Origin of the sequence: Epibacterium ulvae, assembly GCF_018678075.1 — a bacterium.
Taxonomy (GTDB): domain Bacteria; phylum Pseudomonadota; class Alphaproteobacteria; order Rhodobacterales; family Rhodobacteraceae; genus Epibacterium; species Epibacterium ulvae_A.
The window spans coordinates 41,261-59,792 of the sequence record NZ_JAHHIR010000101.1 but is presented as its reverse complement, the minus strand read 5'-3'; the positions used below and the strand labels follow the sequence as shown (position 1 = coordinate 59,792).

Genomic DNA, 18,532 nt, shown 5'->3' with positions numbered 1-18,532 from the left:
ACAGGCCCCGGATGAGCTGGGCCAATGCTTCTGGATCATAGCTGCCGACAATCCTCAGTTGATGACCGCCCACGATATCGATCTCAATCGCGCTTTGGCCGAATGCGGCATTGGCCAGGCGGCATCATTACGTGAGACGCTTGCAGAGTTGTAAGCGCTTATGGTGTGCGTTGCGCAAAAAACAATAGTTTAAAATCAATTCCTCGATGTGGAGGGGGGCGGCGCCAATCCCGTTCCCTCCGCCGTAACCCCAAAATTGCGAACTTCGGCCCGACACAGTTTACCTGTGTGTTCGGCATGATTACGATCTTTGCGAGGATGCTCTGCGGCGCTGCAAGATCGTTGCCACCAATGGCGCGCCGGTGATCACCAAGACGATGCGCACGAGATGGTGGCTGACAACAAATCCTAAATCCGCGCCGCTCACGATGGCCAGAACCGCCATCTCGGCCTGACCACCTGGTGCAAAGGCCAAAAACGCCTCAACCTCGGGTCCGAGACCCAGGCTGACAACGCATTGCGCAAACACCACCGCCAGCGCGCCAAGCAGAATCACATAGCTGAAACCGGCCAGAACAACCCGGCGCAGCTCTGCCAATGTGACGCCGACAAATTGCGCGCCAATGGCGGAGCCGATCAGGAACTGCGCCGCCAGGATTGCCTCCTGCGGGGGGCGGCTGTGTAGGACATCGCCCAAGGATAGCATCGCAGTCAGGATTAAGGGCCCGAGGATTGCCGCGCCAAACAGGCCGATGCGTTCACCGACTTTCCAGCCGATCACGGCCGCTAGTGCCATAATCACCAGTTCCGGCCAGGGCAGGCTGGCAGCAGGCTCTCCGAGCGGGTGGCTCAGCCCTGTATCATAGAAATACGACATGATCAGGGGCGAGACGGTGATGATACACAGAACCCGCGTTGCGTGGATGAGCGAAAGCGTGCGGGGATTGGCGCCTGCCTCAATGCCAAACACCACCATGTCCTGCAGCCCGCCGGGCATGGCCGCATAAAACGCGGTAGGCGCATCCAGTTTCCAGACCTTGCGAAAGAAGGGAACGCCGACCAGCGCGATGATCAGGATGAAAATGGGCACCAGCGCAAGGGATCCCGCCATCGTCGGCAGGGAGGCAAACAGCGCTGGTGTGACAGAAGCACCAACCGCAACCCCCAATATGGTGCGCGCGCCGACGGAGACTTGACCAAAACCCGTCAGCGGCAAGCCAGCGAGCGCGGCGATCAGGCAGGCGGTCATCGGCCCAAACAGAAAGGGCAGCGGCAAGGCCAAGAGCCAAAACACCCATGTTCCTGTGGCGGCAAGTGCCAAGGTGAGCGCGCGACGCTGCGTGATGCTGAGAGAGGAGGTGTCAGACAAAGGCGTGCTCCGCAAGCTGGTTGACTGGGTTTGATCTAGCATTGTATCCATATGCATACAAGGGGATGCAAAAGGTGATTGAGAGCACGATGAACGACAGCGATGACCTTTTGCCGGACGGCCCGCAGGGCAACGCAACGTATCGACAGTTGATGGATGAGGTGCGCGCCGGACAGTTGAATGCTGGCGATCGTCTGCGCGAGACGGATATTGCAGACCGCCTTGGCGTCAGTCGCACGCCGGTGCGTGAGGCCATTCGTCAGTTGGAGGCGGATGGGATCGTGACCCATGTACCGCGTCAGGGCGCAACCATCCGGACGCTCGATTACGCCGAGGTGATGGAGCTGTATGAGATGCGCGCTGTGCTCGAGGGGACCGCCGCGCGTTTGGCGGCGCGGGCGTCGTCTCGGATTGAGATCGAAGAGCTGGAGACGCTGAACCGAGAGTTGGAACAGACCGCAAGCCAGCCAGAGGCGCTGGTGTTGAACCGGCATTTTCACGCCGCCATTTTTGATGCGGCCAAAAACCGATTTCTGACCCGGTCGATTGTCAGCCTGCAAAAGGCGCTGATGATTTTGGGGCCGACCACATTGACCCACGCGGATCGCGCGGAAAAAGCGGTTGAGGAGCATTTCGCCGTCCTGGCTGCGATCAAAGCGCGGGATGAGGACAAGGCAGAGGCGGCGATGCGCACCCATATCGAAATGGCGCAGCGTGTGCGGGTGCGGACCCTGCGGGCGCGGGCGTCGTTTGATGGGGATCTTGTATAGGTATCGTCGGCTACCCGATCAGCCCGCGCGCCATACATACGGCCGCACGCACTCCGTCGATCACATGGACAGGGGTCACGGCGCGCGCTTTTTGCGGCAGATCCACCATGCCTGCGCAGCCCAGCACCACGGTGGAGATGGCGTCTTGGGTTGCGGCCAGTTTGATCTCACTCAGGATCTTGGCCTCGGCCTTGTCGACCTCTAGCACGGGCACCCCACTGGCGCGGACCTTGCTGACCCGGTCGGACAGGCCATAGCGTTTGATGTTCGCCTCAAGGATTGGGGTCGATACGGCCAGTGTGGTGACCACAGAAAACCGCCCGCCCAGCATTGCCGCCATATGGTAGGCGGCCTGACCGATGCCAATAACCGGGCAGGTGGTGTTTGCCTGTGCCTCTTGCAAACCGGTGTCGTCAAAACAGCCGATGATAATGGCCTGCGCGCCCTTGTCTTCGGCCTTGGCCACCAGGGTCATTAAGGGCGGAACCGCTGCGGCGCCGTCTTTGGGCCCTTGGATCGCGGGTGGGCCATCGTGCGAGGTCCAGGCCTCGACCGGGATTGGATCTGCCAGCGGTTTTGCGGTCTCAAGCATCGCTTGGGTCATGGCCTCGGTGGAATTGGGGTTGATGATGACAATCATACCATCCCCTTTCCCGCGTCCGATCCTTTGCGTGCTTTGCGCCGGGTGCTGATCCAGGCCAGCAGCAGAAAGGCCGCGATCATCAGGAAAGAAAACAGCGTTGTGAGGGTGCCCAGCGCGTATAGAACTGGTGTTGTGACATTGGTGGTCATGCCAAAAATCTCAAGCGGGAGCGTGTTGTAACTGCCGGCCGTCAACAGCGTGCGGGCGAATTCATCATAGCTGAGGGTAAAGCCAAACAGCGCCACCCCAATCAGCGAGGGGCCGATGATCGGGATCACCACATGGCGCAGCACTTGCCAGGGCGTTGCGCCCAGATCGCGTGCGGCTTCTTCGAAACTGCCGTCAAATCGGTTGAACACCGCGAACATGATCAACAACCCAAAGGGCAGGGTCCAGGTCAGTTGCGCGCCAAAGCCGGAGGTGGCCCAGTGCACTTCAAGCCCGGATTGGCTGAACAACAACCCAACCCCAAGGGAGACCAGAATGGACGGGATCACCAATGCGGTGATGATGACGTAGAACAGGATTGTCGACCCCGCAAAACGATGGCGAAACGCCAGCCCTCCCATGACCGATACGACAACCGTGGAGACCATCACCATGAATCCAAGCGCAAAGCTGCGCCGGAAGCTGCCCCAGATGTCCCCGACCGCCTGTTCCTGAAATAGGTCAAAAAACCAATACAGCGACATGCCGTTCATCGGGAAGGTCAGGCCGCCGGCGGGCCCTTGGAACGACAGGATCGCGATGGTGATTGTGGGGCCATAAAGGAACAAGAGGAACAGGCCAAAGAAGGCAGCCAGCACATAGAAAGAGCGGGGGCGGGGTTCCATGTCAAAGCTCCTTTCGGATGTCGACAAAGCGCAACAGGATCGCGATCACCAGCAGCACGGTGATCAGCAGGATCACGGCGGTGGCGGCGGCGGACGGGTATTGCAGCAAAGCGATATCGTTGGAAATCAGACGTCCCACATTGGCCGATTGCGAACCACTCATGAAACGGACGGTGATGAAATCTCCCATCACCAGCGTCAGAACAAAGATGGTGCCAATCATGATCCCCGGCTTGGTCAGCGGGACAATCACATACCACAGGATCTGCGCGCCGGATGCTCCGGCATCGCGTGCGGCCTCGATCAGGGAACGGTCGATCCGCATCATCGTGTTGAAGATCGGCACCACCATGAACAGCGTATAAAGATGTACAAAGGCCAGGATCACCGCGAAATCGCTGAACAACAGCCAGTCGAGCGGCTCATCCACCACTCCCCAGGACATCAGCGCCGAATTGGCAATGCCATTGCGCCCCAGAAACGGGATCCAGGAGATCATGCGGATGATGTTGGAGGTCCAGAACGGGATCGTGCACAGCAGAAACAGAGCGATTTGCCAGGTCAGGCTGCGCACGTGGAAGGCCAGAAAGTAGGCCACGGTAAAGCCGATCCCCAATGTAAAAGCCCAGGTGATGGCGGCATATTTGAACGTATTGGCAAAGACCTTGTAGGTCACCGGTGAGCCAAAGAGGAATTCGTAGTTCTCAAAAATGAACGCCGGGATGATCGACCATTCGGTGGCCTGCCAGAAACTGACGGTCACGATCATCACAATCGGCAGGATCAAAAAGACAAGGAGCACCGCCGCAAGGGGGGATACCATCATCCAGCTTTTCAGGGTGCGGCTCATATCAAGGACGGGCTCGTGTGTTCGGGGGGGCGTAAAAAGGGCAGGGCGCGCACGCCCCGCCAATTGGTGTCAGCCGCCGGATCAGGCCGCGATGAACTCGTTCCATTTGCGAACCATATACTGGTTCTCGTCCATCACCGCGTTCCAGCAGGCCACAGCACCCATACGGTCATAAAAAGAGCCACCGTCGCGCACCGCACCGGCTGTTTCCAGCACGTCGCCAAATGGGCTGGCGATATCGCCCTTGGCTTCCTTGCCCTCGAACCAATAGCCCCATTCGTCTTCGGACATGTGGTTCTTGGAAGTCTCGGGCACCGCAGAATAGTAACCCTGACGCATCAGGAAGCCGCCGACCCAGCCGTCGAGATACCAGTTTATGTACTCATAAGCCGCTTCCAGTTCGAGGCCAGAGAGGTTGGCGGACAGACCCAGACCACCACCCCAGGAGCGATAGCCCTCTTTCAGGGGTTGATAGACGCATGGGATGCCTTTGGAGCGTACAGCCGTGATGGCCGGTGACCACATCGATTGAATGACCACCTCGCCCGAGGACATCAGGTTGACGCTCTCGTCAAAGGACTTCCAGAAGGCGCGGAACTGGCCGGCCTTTTTGGCTTCGGTAAAGATCGCCATGGTCTTGTCGATCTCTTCGCGGGTCATGTTGCCCTTGTCGCCATATTGGATCTCACCCATGGCTTCGCAGACCATCGCCGCATCCATGATCCCGATTGAGGAGATGTCGAGGATCGACGCCTTGCCTGCAAATTCCGGGTTCAACAATTCGGTCCAGCTGGAAATCGGGCGGCCAATCAGATCGGGGCGAATGCCCAGCGTGTCGGCGTTATAGATGGTTGGGATCAGGGTCATCCATCCGGTCTCTTCGCTGGCAAATTCCTTGCCATCGACGCCGTCCACAAAGCCAACGGTGTGGGGCGCGGTGCCTTGGGCGATCACGCTCTCGGGCGTCAGCTTGCCACTTTTGAAGGTGCCCACGATCTTGTCGTAGTTTTTGATCTTGGACACATCCATCGCTTGCAGATTGCCGGTAGGCCAGACTTTTTTGCAGATCCAATATTCGATGTCTGCAATGTCAAAGCTTTTGGGCTGGGTCGCGGCGCGCTGGGTCACGCTGTCGGAATCAAGCGCGGTCATTTCCAGGGTGAAGCCCAGGTCTTCTTTTACCTTGGTCGCGACCTCATTGAGGTTGGACACCCCGGTGCCGAATTGGCGCAGGGTGATGTCTTTGATGTTTTGCGCCCAAAGCATTGGCGCACCCAAGGTGCTGGCGCCAACTGCGGCGGCACCGGTTTTTAGCAGTTTGCGGCGTGAAATTTCGGCCATGTCGTGAACTCCTCGTCAGACAGTCAGGATTGCAGTCGATGCAGTTTTTCTTGCTCCCAGGTCAGACCGACGGTGTCGCCCGGGTTTTGTGATTGGGTAAAGAAGTCGCGGTCGGACATCAGGACTGCGACGTCCTGATTGCCGGCAATGCGGGTGGTGACGCTGACATGGGTGCCTTGGTATTCAACGTCCAAGACCTGCGCCTCCATACGGCCGGCATCTGCGGCCGTTAGCGTCAGCTGATCCGCGCGCAGAGCGAATTGTCCTTCGGGCAGGTCAATGACGTTATGACCACCCAGAAACCGCGCCACAAAGGCCGTCTTGGGCGCATCAAACACATCACGTGCGGAGCCCGCCTGTTCGATCACCGCATTGTTCATCACCACGATCTCATCCGCGAGGGCGAGCGCCTCGTCCTGGCCGTGGGTCACATGGACAAAGGTAATGCCAAGCTCGCGTTGCAGTTTCTTCAGCTCACTGCGCATGCGGATCCGCAGGAAGGGATCAAGCGCCGACAGCGGCTCATCCAGCAACAAGACTTGCGGGCGGGTGATCAAAGCGCGCGCCAGGGCCACACGTTGTTGTTGGCCGCCTGACAGTTGGTCGGGCATCCGGTCGGCGAGCTTCGACAGATCCACCAGCTCCAGCATTTCACCGGCGGATTTCAGGCGGCTGGTTTTTTCCGTGCCTTTCATCTTGAGGCTAAAGGCGACGTTTTCGGCCACGCTGAGATGGGGAAACAACGCGTAGTTCTGAAACATCATCGCGGTGCCACGTTTGGCGGGTGGCAGTTTGGAGACATCCTTTTTGCTAATCAGAACCGCGCCACTGCTGACGGTCTCATGGCCCGCGATCATCCGCAGGGTTGAGCTTTTGCCGCAGCCAGAGGGGCCCAACAGACACGCATAGGAGGCAGGTTTGAACCGGTGGTCGATCGCGTCGACTGCAATGGTCTCGCCGTATTTCTTGGTGACTTGGACCAGTTCCAATTCTGTGTGCCGCTCAGACATAGATGCTCCGTATGTTGGTGGCTCCATCTTTGACTGTCGGTTTGGATAATCCGGAAATGGCTTCGTGGTCCGGGTGTGTGGGAAACTGAAAATGCACGCAAAATGGGCGAAAAAAATGCAAGTCGCGCCAAAAATGGGCGCAAAGTTGTATACAATAATGGATCGACCTGCGTGCAAAGGGAGAATCCCTTGTCTGAAATCCGCCGTTCTGCCAAAGGATAGATATTATGATCGACAAGCAAATCTCGCCGTCCAAAAGCCAGCACAGCCAAGCCGACACCGTGGTCGACGAGCTTGTGACAGCCATCCACCAACATCGCATCGCTCCGGGTACGAAATTGGGCGAAGACGATCTGGCCGAGATATTTGGCGTGTCGCGCACCATCATTCGGGCCTCGTTGCAGGCTTTGGCGCATCAGCAATTGGTTGAGATCAAGCGCAATCGCGGGGCCTTTGTGGTGCAACCCTCCATTCGTGAGGCGCATGAGGTGTTTGAAGCCCGCGCCCTGTTGGAGCCGGGACTTGCCAGTCGGGCAGCGGAACGCGCCACAGCAGAAGACATCCAATTGTTGCAGCGCCATATAGAAGAAGAACACGCAGCCCTCGCCGAAGGGGATCGCGGCAAGGCGCTGCATTTGTCAGGTCTGTTTCACATCGAAATCGCGCGGATTGCCAATCACGCCACGATCGCGGGATTTATCGAGGCGCTGATTGCGCGGTCGTCGCTGATCATCGCGCTGTATTGGCGCCGCGAAAGCGCGCTGTGTGAGAAACACGCCCATCACGCATTGCTGGACGCTTTGGCCAATCAGCAGGGGCAGGCGGCAGAAGAGTTGATGAATAGCCATCTGGTCGACCTCCACTCCGCGCTTGATCTGCGAGAGCGGCCAAAGCCCGCACGCACGTTGAAAGAGGCATTGGGCGGATGATCCTGCGCAATATGACTGTGGCGGAACTCGAGACCTGTTTGACCTGGGCGCGCGATGAAGGTTGGAACCCCGGGGTTGAGGACGCGCCTGCATTTTTCGCAGCCGATCCTGACGGGTTCTTTGTCGCCGAAGTGAATGGCGAGATGGCGGCCTGTATCTCGGTCGTGAACCAGTGCGAGACGCAGTCGTTCCTGGGGCTTTACATCTGTCGCCCTGAATGGCGGGGACGCGGGATTGGTTATGCTCTGTGGCAACATGCGCTGAAACATGCGGGATCACGCACGGTAGGTTTGGACGGTGTGCCCGACCAGCAGGATAACTACCGCCGCTCGGATTTTGAAGGCTCCGGCCAGACCGTGCGCTTTCAAGGGGCTTTGGGGCAGGGCACACAGGGCACACGCCGCGCCGCACCAGATGATATGGCACAACTTTTGACCCTGGACACCCGTGCGGCTGGCTATGCACGCACGGCCTATGCAAGCGCCTGGTTTGAAAGCACGGATACGCGCGAGACCCGCGTGATTGACCGTGAGGGGCGCATAGAAGGTTTTGCCACCTTTCGCCAATGTCACGATGGGATCAAAATCGGAGCGCTTCAGGCGAACACAGAAACAGACGCGCGCCTATTGCTCCAATCGGTGCCTGTGCGGTTCGACAGTACCCCGTGTTTTGTGGATACCGCGACCGGATCAGCTCTGGCACATGTGTTGGAACGCTCCGGATTTGCACCGGTCTTTTCCACCGCCCGCATGTATCGCGGCACCGCGCCCAACGCCAAGGCGCCATTGTATTTTGCGCCAACGACGCTTGAACTCGGATAGAAAAGACAACACAATTTTTCTCATTTGATCATTGCACCAAAGGCAGCCACCCTATTCAAAAGTGTCAGAGGCCTAGTGCCATGATTGGGCCGACATTTGGCGAAACGAATAGCAGCGTGAATGTGGGCGGTAAATTGGCCCAATCGCCATTGCCGTCTGAGCGGTCGCGTGCGAACCCGGCAAGAAAACGCTCAAAAATGGCGAACAAGACATAACCTGACGTTTCGTAACGATACCGAATCGCCGGTTTTAAACACCTATGTCGCATCGGTCGTTTTCTGTTTGGATACATTTCTGGCATTTCCTGGCAGTTGTTGCCTAAGATTGATCAGTTAAGCAGAATAAAATTTTGCAGCAGATTTAGATTGAAAATTATTTTGAAATTCCCGCTGAGCGTTTCCTAAACACGAATAATGGTCCAAACGCAGGGCTGGAACCCTGTGTTTACGCGGCATTGTTTCCGCTTTGGCTACATTTTGCGCGGCGTTGACGTTGTTCGGGGTCTTTATATGAGACCGAATTTGCAATTTTCCCCGCGAAATCAGGTCAGCGGAGGTTTTTTAAACTTTGTGACATCGCGGCAGAGTACTAAAACAAAGGTGCCCTTGGGGGGTGAATTTCTTTTGTGAGACTTGCACCGCATGTGTCACATTGGTGGCCGTTATGACGTGGTTCAATCCAGTCATATCGTGCCGCATGTCAGATGACGTTGGCGCATTTTTGTGCCAATTTTCGGCATGATTTAATCATCTCCTTAGACAGATATTTATGTGCTGCTGATATTCCAAACTCCTCGGATGATGGCAGCTTTTGACGAATAGCCCGGCGTTCTCGTCGGAAAGGAGACCTTAGATGGCGGATAACTTTGACAACCCGTACTCCGCGACTCTCATTGGTTTGTGGGATTTTCGGTCAGGCTTTGAGACCGACGATACCGGGCTAGGCGATGGCATTGCACAAGACGGCGCGCTTGCAGGTGGCGGCATAACCGCAGGCGATCAGTATTTCGGCGACGGCTTCGGCGCGCGGTTCGACGTTGACGATGGCGATGACCAGGAGTTCGATTTGGACACGGGGTCGATCGAAACCTCCTTCTCGCTCAACGCGTTGGATGGCACGCAGACGATTGTCAGCCGCGGCCTGGCCGGTGCCGATGGCAGCGATGAAAATCAGTTCGAAATCCGCGTGACCGACGATGGTCAGGTCCAGGTCTTCCACGCCGAAGGTGGCGATGAGGCGCTGTTGACCACGGATCCGAGTTTCCTTGAGGCGGGCGACCAGATCAAGGTGACCTATGCCTGGACGCCGGACGGGGTGCAGGTTGTGTTTGAAAACACCACCGATGGCACCACCGCAACCGACGAAGACGACAGCGTGAGCCTGTCGATGGATATCACCAGCCCGAGCGAGCAGAGCTTTGTGATCGGCGCGCGTGAGACCACCGAAGGGACCTATGACCAGAACCTCAATGGTTCGATCGACTATGTCGCGGTTCTGGATGATGATGTGGTCGCCGAAGGTCTGGACGGTATTGTCGAGGGCACCGAAGGTGGCGATCTGATCGACGAAGACTACCTGGGCGATCCCGAAGGCGACCGTATTGACGCAGGCGATGCGATCAACCCTGCCGATGGTCCTGATGATGATCTGGTCAACGCAGGCGGCGGCGACGATACCGTGATTGCCGGGGAAGGCGACGACACTGTGCACGGCGGCGGAGGCAATGACAGCATCGAAGGCGGTGTTGGCGATGACGTGCTGGAAGGCGACACCAATGCGCCGGGCGCAGGCACCTCTGCCGGGCGTGAAGTGTTCCAATGGGATCTGGCGCCTGACCCCGATGATGGCGGTGCGATCGACAACAATGACAACCTGATCAATGGCTTCAGCCAGGACACAGGCTCGGTCACTGTTGATTTCACGGTTCTGGGCCAGGATGCCGGTGTTGAGACTGATTTCTCCACCCAATCCAACAACGTGGCCGGGATCGATTCCGGCGGCGGTGACGTGGACGTAAACAGCTCGCTCGGGTCGTTGACCAATGGCAACGGGAACGAGGCTTCTTATCAGCTCGATTTCTCAGGCCCGGTTGAGGATGTGTCTTTCCGGATCAACGATATCGATGGCGGTGCCGAGGTGCGTATCACCGCCTTTGACGCGGACGGCAACCCGATTGAGGTCAACCTCGGCGGCGGTCCACGGCTGACGCTTGAAGACACCGACAGCGTTGCGGGCGATGATACTGCCATTGCGGATGGCAGCTACGCGGGTACCACCAACCAGGATTATTCGCTCTTGGTTTCCATCCCCGGTCCGGTGTCCCGGATCGAGATTGATCATGCGCAAGACGGTGGCAATTCGGGCATTCTGGTGACCGACGTCTATTTCGATCCGATCATCGAAACGCCCGTCACCGATGCGGGCGATGACACGCTGGATGGTGGCGAAGGCGACGATACAATTCTGGCCGGCGACGGCGATGACTCGGTCATCGGTGGCGACGGCTCTGACAGTGTAGATGGTGGCGATGGTGACGATGTCATCGACACTTCAAGCGATGATATTGCGCCACTGCCGGACCGTGGGTTCGACGGATACACTGGCACCACGCCGGATATCCCTGCCATTCCGGCCGATAGTGATCCCGATGATGACCGTGACACGGTTGATGGCGGCGCGGGCAATGACACGATCACCACGGGCGATGACGCTGACCTGATCACAGGTGGTGCAGGTCTGGACGTGATCGATGGCGGCATTGATGATGATACCATCGATGGCGGCGACGATGCCGATGAAATCACCGGTGGCGAAGGCTCTGACAGCATTCTGGGCGGCGAAGGCGACGACACCATCTATGGCGGTCTGGATCCTGTCTTCCCGGATGGTCTGAACATCACCGATGACGGCTCGGACGGGCGTCCGGTCGACCCGGATCCTACCAATGGCATGGACACCATCGACGGTGGTGCCGGCAATGATGTGATCTTTGGCCAGGACGATGACGACAGCATCGACGGCGGCACGGGCGATGACACCATTGATGCCGGCATCGACGATGATACGGTCACAGGCGGCGAAGGTGCGGACAGCATCCTGGGCGGTCAGGGCGCGGATGATCTGTCGGGTGGTCTGGGTGAAGATACCATTGATCTAGGCGGCGATGACCAAGCGGATACCGTCAGCGGCGGCCTTGATTCAGACAGCATCACCGGTGCGGGCGTTGGTGATATCATCGTGGGTGGTGAAAACCCGGATGATTCCGACACCGACGTGCTGGACCTGACTGGAACGGCCGAACCGGGCGGATCGCTGAGTGTGGACTTCACACCGGGCGATCCTGAGAGCGGCACGGTGTCTTACTTTGACGCGGATGGGGTTCTGACAGGAACGGCGACCTTCTCAGAGATTGAGAATGTGATCCCATGCTTCACACCGGGCACCCTAATTGCCACGCCCGCGGGGGAGCGTCGGGTCGAGGAACTGAAAGTCGGTGACCGTGTTATCACGCGCGACAACGGTATCCAGGAAATCCGCTGGTACGGCCAGCGCGAGATGACCCGCGCGGAGCTGAAAGCCAATGCCAAACTGCAACCGGTTCTGATCCGCCACGGCGCCTTGGGCAACGGTCTGCCAGAGCGTGACATGCTGGTGTCCCCGAACCACCGTGTGCTGGTCGCCAACGACAAAACCGCGCTCTATTTTGAGGATCGCGAAGTTCTGGTGGCTGCGAAACATCTGGTGGGTCTGGAGGGGATCGACGCGGTGCAAACTGGTGAGATCACCTATATCCACTTTATGTTCGACCAGCACGAGGTTGTGCTGTCCGACGGTGCCTGGACCGAAAGCTTCCAGCCCGGCGACCAGACTTTGCGTGGATTGGACCGTGCTCAACGGGCTGAAATCTTTGCACTCTTCCCAGAACTGGAAACCGAAACCGGTCGCGAGGCCTATGTCGCCGCGCGCCGTTCTTTGAAGAAACACGAGGCGCGTCTGCTGGTGCATTAACCTGTTGCTGCAATAACCTGTCAGACGACAGAGAACATGAAAGAGGCAGGCCAGCGTGGCCTGCCTTTTTGTTTTTCAGCGACGACGTCCTGATGGGCGCGGCCCAGCGGAGTGCAACCTATTTAAGGGGGCGAATTTTCAGCCCGGTGACACGGTTTCCTTCCCGCTCGGTCACCTCAAAACGGAACCCGTGGAAGGAGAACACCTGACCGATGGTCGGGATCATCTGTGCTTCGTGGATGACCAGACCGGCGATGGTATTGGCCTCATCATCGGGTAGGGACCAATCGGTGGCGCGGTTCAGGTCGCGAATGGTGGTCGCACCTTCGACGGTGTAATGGCCTTCGGCGTCTTGGATCGCAACTTTCTCGGCGTCTGGGTCGAATTCATCGGTGATCTCACCCACGATCTCTTCCAGGATGTCTTCCAACGTGATCAAGCCGCGCAGGGCGCCATATTCATCCACGACCAGCGCAAAATGCGACCGTTGACGCAGGAACTGCCGCATCTGATCGTCGAGCGACGTGGTTTCAGGCACGAAATACGGCGGGTTGGCCACATCGGTGATCTTGAAATTCTTCAGCACACCGTTGTCACCATCCGCCGCACTGACCATCGCATAAAGCTGCCGCGACAGATCTTTGGCATGCACCACACCAATGATGTTCTCCGGCTCATCCTTGTAGACCGGCAGACGGGTGTGCGGAGAATCCAAGCATTGGGTCAGGATCGCCTCGGGTGCGTCACCGGCGTCGATCATTTCGATTTTTGAACGGTGCAGCATAATCTCTTCGACCAACCGTTCGGAGAGGTCCAGCGCACCGAGGATCCGGTCGCGGTCTTCCTTTTCCACCAAACCTTCGGAGTGGCCCAGGTTCAAGGCGCCCTCGATCTCTTCACGCACCGCCATGATGTGGCTGTCGGGGTCGATTTTCACGCCAAAGATCCGCAAAACGCCGCGCACCAGAAACCGCACCGCACCGACGACGGGGGCGAGGATTTTCACCAGGAACCCGATGATCGGCGCAACCGTGGATGCGGCTTTTTCAGCGTTGGAGATCGCATAGGTCTTGGGCAGAACCTCGGCAAAGATCAAAACCAGAAAGGTCATCACCAATGTCGCCAACGCCACGCCGCCCTCGCCAAAGGCGCGGGTGAACAGCGCTGTTGCAAGCGAGGTTGCGAGGATATTGACCAGGTTGTTGCCCAGCAGAACCGAGCCGATCAGCCGTTCGCTGTCTTCGGTGACGTCCAGCGCGGTTTGTGCACCGTTTGATCCCTTGTCGGCCTGCACGCGCAACTTTCCGCGTGAAGCCGCCGTAAGCGCGGTTTCGGAGCCAGAAAAGAAGCCGGACAGCACCAAAAGCAGCAGGATGCCACCTGCGGTGATCCAGAAGGTGCTGTCAAAGGTCGAAATGTCTGAGATATCCATAAAAGTGCCCTGCCAAACTCTGCTCTGGTTATGGGCACCTCAGGCGCAGCGATCAAGGGTGTGCTGCGAAGTTCTTGGCCTAACCAGCTTTTTCGACAGGGTCTTCGGAATGGGCCAGAGGATGATGTTCATGCACCAGGTCTTCGAGCTGGGTTTGCAGAACATGGGTGTAAATCTCTGTTGTTGCGATATCCGCATGGCCCAGCATGGCCTGAATGGCGCGCAGATCAGCACCATTTGCCAGAAGGTGGGTCGCAAACGCGTGGCGCAACGTATGCGGTGTCACTCTTTCTGGGGAAACGCCGCCGGCCACCGCGATTTCTTTAACCAGCAGGTAGAACCGATGGCGCGTGAGATGTCCGGCCTGTCCGCGCGATGGGAACAGGAAGCGCGAGGAGGGTTTACCCTTGGCCTGGGCCTGTTCGTCCAGATCATCGCGCACGGTGATCCAGGCGGCGAGCGCTTCGCGGGCAGGCGGGGACAGGGGAACCAGCCGTTCCTTGCTGCCTTTGCCCAGAACCATAAGCATTTGCGGATTGCCACGTGCGCTTGCCACCGGAAGGGACACCAGCTCGCTCACCCGCATGCCGGTTGCGTAAAGCAGTTCCAGCAGACAGGTGTTGCGCAAGCGATCCGTCGTCTTGCGTCCGGTTGCGCGGGCGGCATCAAGGATCCGGTCGACCTCGGCCACATCCAGCGTTTTTGGCAGGCGTTTGGACCGACCGGGCCCTTTGATCTGGATTGCAGGGTTGTCACTGCGCCAGCCCTCGTCAAAGGCAAAGCGGTAGATCTGTTTGATCGCAGACAGACGTCGGGCGCGGGTGGATTGCGACAGACCCTGCGCGTCGCAGGAGATCAGATATTGCTCCACATGTTCCCGCTCTGCATTGGCAAAGCTGAGGTTGTTGTGGTTCATCCACGCCACCACATCCTTGAGATCGCGACCGTAGGCGAGAAGCGTGTTCTGTGCGGCACCGATTTCTGCAGCTTGTGCATCAAGGAAGAGGGAAATCCAATCCAGGGAAGTTGCAGGCACGGGCATGGCTATCGTTCCAAAATGAGGAGTTGTAAGGCGGACCGGCGTGCTGTTTCTTCCAACCCCACCAAACGAAAGGTGGACAATGCGCCGGTTAGCGCCGCCCAATTGCCATCACTTCCCTGCGCGAACAAGACCATAGCGTTCAAAATCGCCTCTCCCAGACGACCATTTTCAATTTTGCCGCGTAAATGAGCGGGAACTTGCGCTTGCTTGGCAGTCTCTGCAAAGGCGCGCGAAATTGCAGCGTCTCTGGCCGACAGACCCGAGTCGTCACGTGCCTTGCCCATGGCGATCGCGGCGAGCAGCAGGTTTTCCGGTGTCTCGCTTGGCGGCAACATCGCGGCGAGTTCATACTCAGGGGCCAACAGACGTACGCGCCATGCAAGCTCTGCGGCCGCGTCGGTCAGGTCAAAACGGGCGAGCTCTTCGGCAAACAGCTCGGCAAAGCCTGTCTCAATACCCGATGCCTGAACCGCCTCCCAGGCGCGTAGCAGCGTTTTTGCCACGGCATCGTCGCTGCCGGTTTTGATTGCAGTTTCAAACCGTTGCAAGGCGGAGACGCGATCCCAGATCCCACCTGATGCGGCGGGTTTGCGTTCGCTGAACAGGCCCAGCAGCCGATTGGGGGGCAGGGCGCCGATATGGGCCAGCCGTTCTGCGGCCTCTAACTGTGCCTTCCATCCAGACAGGTCGCGCAGGTCAGCGGCGGCATAGGCACGCGGCAGGTTGGAGGTGGGCAGCGGCTCGCCAATGCTTTCAAACAGGCGAAACGTCAGCGGCGTGATCACATCCGGGGATTTGGGCGGCGGTGCAAATTCAAACACATCCGGGTTCAAGAACCGATCCAACAGCGCCAGATCCTGTTCGGGCAAGATCTCTAGCGTATGGGCGGTTTCCAACAACAACGCGGCCGTGGACCAATCCCCCTGGCGCGCATCGCAAAAGATCCGCTCAGCGTAACTTGGTGCCAAATGGGCCGCCGTCCGGAGCACCGCGCAGGCGCGGTCTTCGTCTCCGGTCAGAAGGCTTGCATCGAACCAGCGTTTGAAACGCGCCGTGGTTTTGGTGGGATCTGTCTGCTGCGCCAATGCCTGTGCCGGATCGGTCGCGCCCAAGGCCATCAAGCGGTCAAGACGCGCCAGAAGCAGGGCATCTTTGTCATCTTCGGGCGCGCGGGTCTCTGACAACAATAGCGTGAACAACAGGGCCTGCATGGCCGGCGTGTCCTTGACCCGAACCGACGCGATCAAACGCTTCAGTTCAGCCGGATCACTGCCACGCCAAAGGTCCGTCGGCAAACCGGTCGAGGCGGCGGACACCAGCCCCGTGGGTGCTGGCAGCGTGCGCAACGGCGTCACCGTGATTTCTGGGCGCAACGCGCTGCCAGCCACCGGTGGCTCCAACAAGATGGTTTCCGGAAGAACGGAAGTTGTCAGCGGGGTGTTGAGCCAATCAATGGCAGCCAAGGGTTGCTGCGCTGTGGCGCTGCTGGTCCAAGAACCCAGCGTTGCCACAAGCGTCGCCAGTGCAAGGCTAGTTCGCATCCAGGATCACCGGTTTTCGCACCTCGCTGGTGGGTGCACCGAAATCAGCCCCAAACCAAGGACCTAGATAGGCGTAGGCAATCAGCGCAATGCTTGCCAAAACCGCCAAATAAAACAAGTATTTGAAAATTCGCCCCATGGGATATGCTCTGCCTGCTTCATTATCTTTTCTAAAAGTTATATATGGCCTTTTGACGAATATCACGTCATTCACGGAAGAATGAGCGAAAAAGAGCACAAAGAGGCGCCTGCAGAAGCGGCGCAGCCCGGTGAACTGCAAAAGACTGTGGTCATGGTGGGCATGATGGGCGCAGGTAAGACTGCGGTGGGCCGCGCTTTGGCTCAACGTCTTGGCGTGCCCTTTCTCGACAGCGATCATGAGATCGAAAGCGCTGCCAATATGAGCGTTCCGGAAATTTTTGAGCGTCACGGCGAATCGTTCTTTCGCGAAAAAGAGCGGATGGTGATCCGGCGGCTGCTGGAAGAAGAGCGCGGCGTGCTCTCCACCGGTGGCGGCGCGTTTCTGTCTGAGGAAAACCGGCGCAATATCTCCGATTTTGGCGTCGCTGTCTGTTTGCAAGCCGATCTTGAGGTGCTGTGGAACCGGGTGCGCCATCGCGACACGCGGCCCTTGCTGCGCACGGCTGACCCGCATGCAACCCTGCGCGATCTTTATGAAAAACGGGTGCCGCTTTATGAGTTGGCGGATATCTCGGTCGGTTCGGACGGCAAAAGCACAATCGAAGAGATGGTAGATCGGGTGCTGGACGCCTTGCGCGCCCGCCCAGATGTTTTGGATTGGAAGTAATGGAACAAACGGTTCACGTCGAACTGGGCGAACGCTCGTATGATGTCATTGTCGGCCCCGGTCTGATCAAGGAAGCCGGCGGGCGTATTCTACCGCTGCTGCGCCGTCCAAAAGTGGCCGTGGTGACGGATGAGACGGTCGCCAAACTGCATCTGGATGCCCTGCGCGCGGGTCTCGCCGAAGCCGGGATTGAGATGGAAGCCTTGGCGCTGCCCGAAGGCGAAAGCACCAAAGGCTGGCCGCAGTTCACCCGCACCGTGGAATGGCTTCTCGACAAAAAAGTGGAGCGCAATGATGTTGTTATCGCCTTTGGCGGCGGGGTGATCGGTGATCTTGCAGGCTTTGCGGCGGCGGTGCTGCGCCGGGGCGTGCGGTTTGTGCAAATTCCAACCAGCCTTTTGGCCCAGGTCGACAGCTCGGTTGGCGGCAAAACTGGCATCAATACACCGCACGGCAAAAACCTGGTCGGCGCGTTCCACCAGCCCGCGCTGGTTCTGGCCGATACCGCGGTTTTGGGCACGCTCGAGGCCCGCGATTTCCTCGCTGGATACGGCGAGGTCGTGAAATACGGCCTGCTCGGGGACGCAGAATTCTTTGACTGGCTGGAAGCCAACGGCCCGGCGCTTGCCGCGGGTGATATGCAAAAACGGGTCGAAGCCGTCACCCGCTCGGTCCACATGAAGGCCGATATCGTCGCTCGGGATGAGACAGAGCAGGGCGATCGCGCTCTGTTGAACCTCGGCCATACCTTCTGTCACGCGCTAGAGGCGGCGACTGGTTATTCCAACCGTCTGCTGCACGGCGAAGGGGTGGCGATTGGCTGTGCCTTGGCGTTTGAACTCTCCTCCCGCCTTGGGCTTTGTAGCCAAGAAGACCCCAGCCGCGTGCGTGCCCATCTCAAGGCGATGGGGATGAAAACCGATCTGCGTGATATCGATGGAACGCTTCCGGACGCCGAAGCGCTGGCAGATCTGATGGCGCAGGACAAAAAGGTTGTCGACGGCCAGCTGCGGTTCATTCTGGCGCACGGCATTGGTAAGGCCTTTGTGACCGCAGATGTGCCGCGCGATGCAGTGGTGCAGGTGATGAAGGACGCGGTCTAACCATCTGACGCCACGCCCTTTTTAAGCGGGCG

At 58.4% G+C, this 18,532-nt stretch carries 15 protein-coding genes; 6 read left to right on the top strand and 9 right to left on the bottom strand.

All coding sequences use genetic code 11. The features are described from left to right. Window positions 1-301 precede the first annotated feature (301 nt). Window positions 302-1,369 carry an AbrB family transcriptional regulator gene (locus tag KMP13_RS19775; RefSeq protein ID WP_251363971.1) on the bottom strand — a complete coding sequence of 356 codons (1,068 nt, stop codon included), beginning with the start codon at window positions 1,367-1,369 and terminating at the stop codon, window positions 302-304. 89 nt (window positions 1,370-1,458) lie between these two features. Between KMP13_RS19775 and KMP13_RS19770 the strand changes: the two genes are divergently transcribed. Further along, complete coding sequence (locus tag KMP13_RS19770; protein ID WP_215267757.1) at window positions 1,459-2,139, top strand: GntR family transcriptional regulator; 681 nt, start codon at window positions 1,459-1,461, stop codon at window positions 2,137-2,139. Between the two features lie 10 nt (window positions 2,140-2,149). Here the strand turns inward: KMP13_RS19770 and KMP13_RS19765 are convergent, their stop codons facing one another. The 5 genes from KMP13_RS19765 to KMP13_RS19745 all read right to left on the bottom strand — a co-directional run bounded on the left by KMP13_RS19765 (window position 2,150) and on the right by KMP13_RS19745 (window position 6,816). Next, the gene (locus KMP13_RS19765) at window positions 2,150-2,779 is read right to left on the bottom strand and encodes an aspartate/glutamate racemase family protein (RefSeq protein WP_215267751.1); all 630 of its coding nucleotides are present in this window, start codon (window positions 2,777-2,779) and stop codon (window positions 2,150-2,152) included. Beyond that, window positions 2,776-3,615: an ABC transporter permease gene (locus tag KMP13_RS19760; protein WP_215267750.1), complete on the bottom strand. Its 840-nt coding sequence runs from the start codon at window positions 3,613-3,615 to the stop codon at window positions 2,776-2,778. The genes KMP13_RS19765 and KMP13_RS19760 overlap by 4 nt, the downstream gene beginning before the upstream one ends. 1 nt (window position 3,616) lies before the next feature. Next, complete coding sequence (locus tag KMP13_RS19755; protein WP_215267749.1) at window positions 3,617-4,465, bottom strand: ABC transporter permease; 849 nt, start codon at window positions 4,463-4,465, stop codon at window positions 3,617-3,619. A gap of 81 nt (window positions 4,466-4,546) precedes the next feature. After that, entirely contained in the window at window positions 4,547-5,806 is a 1,260-nt protein-coding gene (locus KMP13_RS19750) for an ABC transporter substrate-binding protein (protein ID WP_215267748.1), read from the bottom strand. A gap of 23 nt (window positions 5,807-5,829) precedes the next feature. Then, on the bottom strand, window positions 5,830-6,816 hold the full coding sequence (locus tag KMP13_RS19745) for an ABC transporter ATP-binding protein (protein ID WP_215267747.1): 987 nt from the start codon (window positions 6,814-6,816) through the stop codon (window positions 5,830-5,832). A 227-nt stretch (window positions 6,817-7,043) separates the two neighbouring features. Between KMP13_RS19745 and KMP13_RS19740 the strand changes: the two genes are divergently transcribed. The 3 genes from KMP13_RS19740 to KMP13_RS19730 all read left to right on the top strand — a co-directional run bounded on the left by KMP13_RS19740 (window position 7,044) and on the right by KMP13_RS19730 (window position 12,574). Next, the gene (locus KMP13_RS19740) at window positions 7,044-7,745 is read left to right on the top strand and encodes a GntR family transcriptional regulator (RefSeq protein ID WP_215267746.1); all 702 of its coding nucleotides are present in this window, start codon (window positions 7,044-7,046) and stop codon (window positions 7,743-7,745) included. Beyond that, on the top strand, window positions 7,742-8,566 hold the full coding sequence (locus tag KMP13_RS19735) for a GNAT family N-acetyltransferase (protein WP_251363970.1): 825 nt from the start codon (window positions 7,742-7,744) through the stop codon (window positions 8,564-8,566). The genes KMP13_RS19740 and KMP13_RS19735 overlap by 4 nt, the downstream gene beginning before the upstream one ends. An 852-nt stretch (window positions 8,567-9,418) precedes the next feature. Next, window positions 9,419-12,574 (top strand): Hint domain-containing protein, encoded by a 3,156-nt coding sequence (locus KMP13_RS19730; protein WP_215267745.1) that lies wholly within the window; start codon window positions 9,419-9,421, stop codon window positions 12,572-12,574. Between the two features lie 118 nt (window positions 12,575-12,692). On the opposite strand, the gene KMP13_RS19725 is transcribed toward KMP13_RS19730, so the two are convergent. The 3 genes from KMP13_RS19725 to KMP13_RS19715 all read right to left on the bottom strand — a co-directional run bounded on the left by KMP13_RS19725 (window position 12,693) and on the right by KMP13_RS19715 (window position 16,589). Continuing rightward, a complete protein-coding gene (locus KMP13_RS19725) occupies window positions 12,693-14,006 on the bottom strand; it encodes an HlyC/CorC family transporter (RefSeq protein WP_215267744.1) in 1,314 nt (437 codons plus the stop codon). 79 nt (window positions 14,007-14,085) lie between these two features. After that, on the bottom strand, window positions 14,086-15,048 hold the full coding sequence (locus KMP13_RS19720) for a site-specific tyrosine recombinase XerD (RefSeq protein ID WP_215267743.1): 963 nt from the start codon (window positions 15,046-15,048) through the stop codon (window positions 14,086-14,088). 2 nt (window positions 15,049-15,050) lie between these two features. Further along, window positions 15,051-16,589 carry a hypothetical protein gene (locus KMP13_RS19715; RefSeq protein WP_215267742.1) on the bottom strand — a complete coding sequence of 513 codons (1,539 nt, stop codon included), beginning with the start codon at window positions 16,587-16,589 and terminating at the stop codon, window positions 15,051-15,053. A gap of 220 nt (window positions 16,590-16,809) precedes the next feature. On the opposite strand from KMP13_RS19715, the gene KMP13_RS19710 reads away from it, so the two are divergent. Together KMP13_RS19710 and aroB are read left to right on the top strand one after the other, a co-directional pair. Next, window positions 16,810-17,397 carry a shikimate kinase gene (locus KMP13_RS19710; RefSeq protein ID WP_215267741.1) on the top strand — a complete coding sequence of 196 codons (588 nt, stop codon included), beginning with the start codon at window positions 16,810-16,812 and terminating at the stop codon, window positions 17,395-17,397. Further along, on the top strand, window positions 17,397-18,500 hold the full coding sequence (gene aroB, locus KMP13_RS19705) for a 3-dehydroquinate synthase (protein ID WP_215267740.1): 1,104 nt from the start codon (window positions 17,397-17,399) through the stop codon (window positions 18,498-18,500). The genes KMP13_RS19710 and aroB overlap by 1 nt, the downstream gene beginning before the upstream one ends. The last annotated feature ends 32 nt before the right edge of the window (window positions 18,501-18,532 follow it).

Excerpts from the sequence above, each read along its gene's own strand:
- KMP13_RS19770 (WP_215267757.1), top strand. The coding sequence starts at position 1,459 with ATGAACGACAGCGATGACCTTTTGCCGGACGGCCCGCAGGGCAACGCA.
- KMP13_RS19765 (WP_215267751.1), bottom strand. The coding sequence starts at position 2,779 with ATGATTGTCATCATCAACCCCAATTCCACCGAGGCCATGACCCAAGCG.
- KMP13_RS19760 (WP_215267750.1), bottom strand. The coding sequence starts at position 3,615 with ATGGAACCCCGCCCCCGCTCTTTCTATGTGCTGGCTGCCTTCTTTGGC.
- KMP13_RS19755 (WP_215267749.1), bottom strand. The coding sequence starts at position 4,465 with ATGAGCCGCACCCTGAAAAGCTGGATGATGGTATCCCCCCTTGCGGCG.
- KMP13_RS19750 (WP_215267748.1), bottom strand. The coding sequence starts at position 5,806 with ATGGCCGAAATTTCACGCCGCAAACTGCTAAAAACCGGTGCCGCCGCA.
- KMP13_RS19745 (WP_215267747.1), bottom strand. The coding sequence starts at position 6,816 with ATGTCTGAGCGGCACACAGAATTGGAACTGGTCCAAGTCACCAAGAAA.
- KMP13_RS19740 (WP_215267746.1), top strand. The coding sequence starts at position 7,044 with ATGATCGACAAGCAAATCTCGCCGTCCAAAAGCCAGCACAGCCAAGCC.
- KMP13_RS19735 (WP_251363970.1), top strand. The coding sequence starts at position 7,742 with ATGATCCTGCGCAATATGACTGTGGCGGAACTCGAGACCTGTTTGACC.
- KMP13_RS19730 (WP_215267745.1), top strand. The coding sequence starts at position 9,419 with ATGGCGGATAACTTTGACAACCCGTACTCCGCGACTCTCATTGGTTTG.
- KMP13_RS19725 (WP_215267744.1), bottom strand. The coding sequence starts at position 14,006 with ATGGATATCTCAGACATTTCGACCTTTGACAGCACCTTCTGGATCACC.
- KMP13_RS19720 (WP_215267743.1), bottom strand. The coding sequence starts at position 15,048 with ATGCCCGTGCCTGCAACTTCCCTGGATTGGATTTCCCTCTTCCTTGAT.
- KMP13_RS19715 (WP_215267742.1), bottom strand. The coding sequence starts at position 16,589 with ATGCGAACTAGCCTTGCACTGGCGACGCTTGTGGCAACGCTGGGTTCT.
- KMP13_RS19710 (WP_215267741.1), top strand. The coding sequence starts at position 16,810 with ATGAGCGAAAAAGAGCACAAAGAGGCGCCTGCAGAAGCGGCGCAGCCC.
- aroB (WP_215267740.1), top strand. The coding sequence starts at position 17,397 with ATGGAACAAACGGTTCACGTCGAACTGGGCGAACGCTCGTATGATGTC.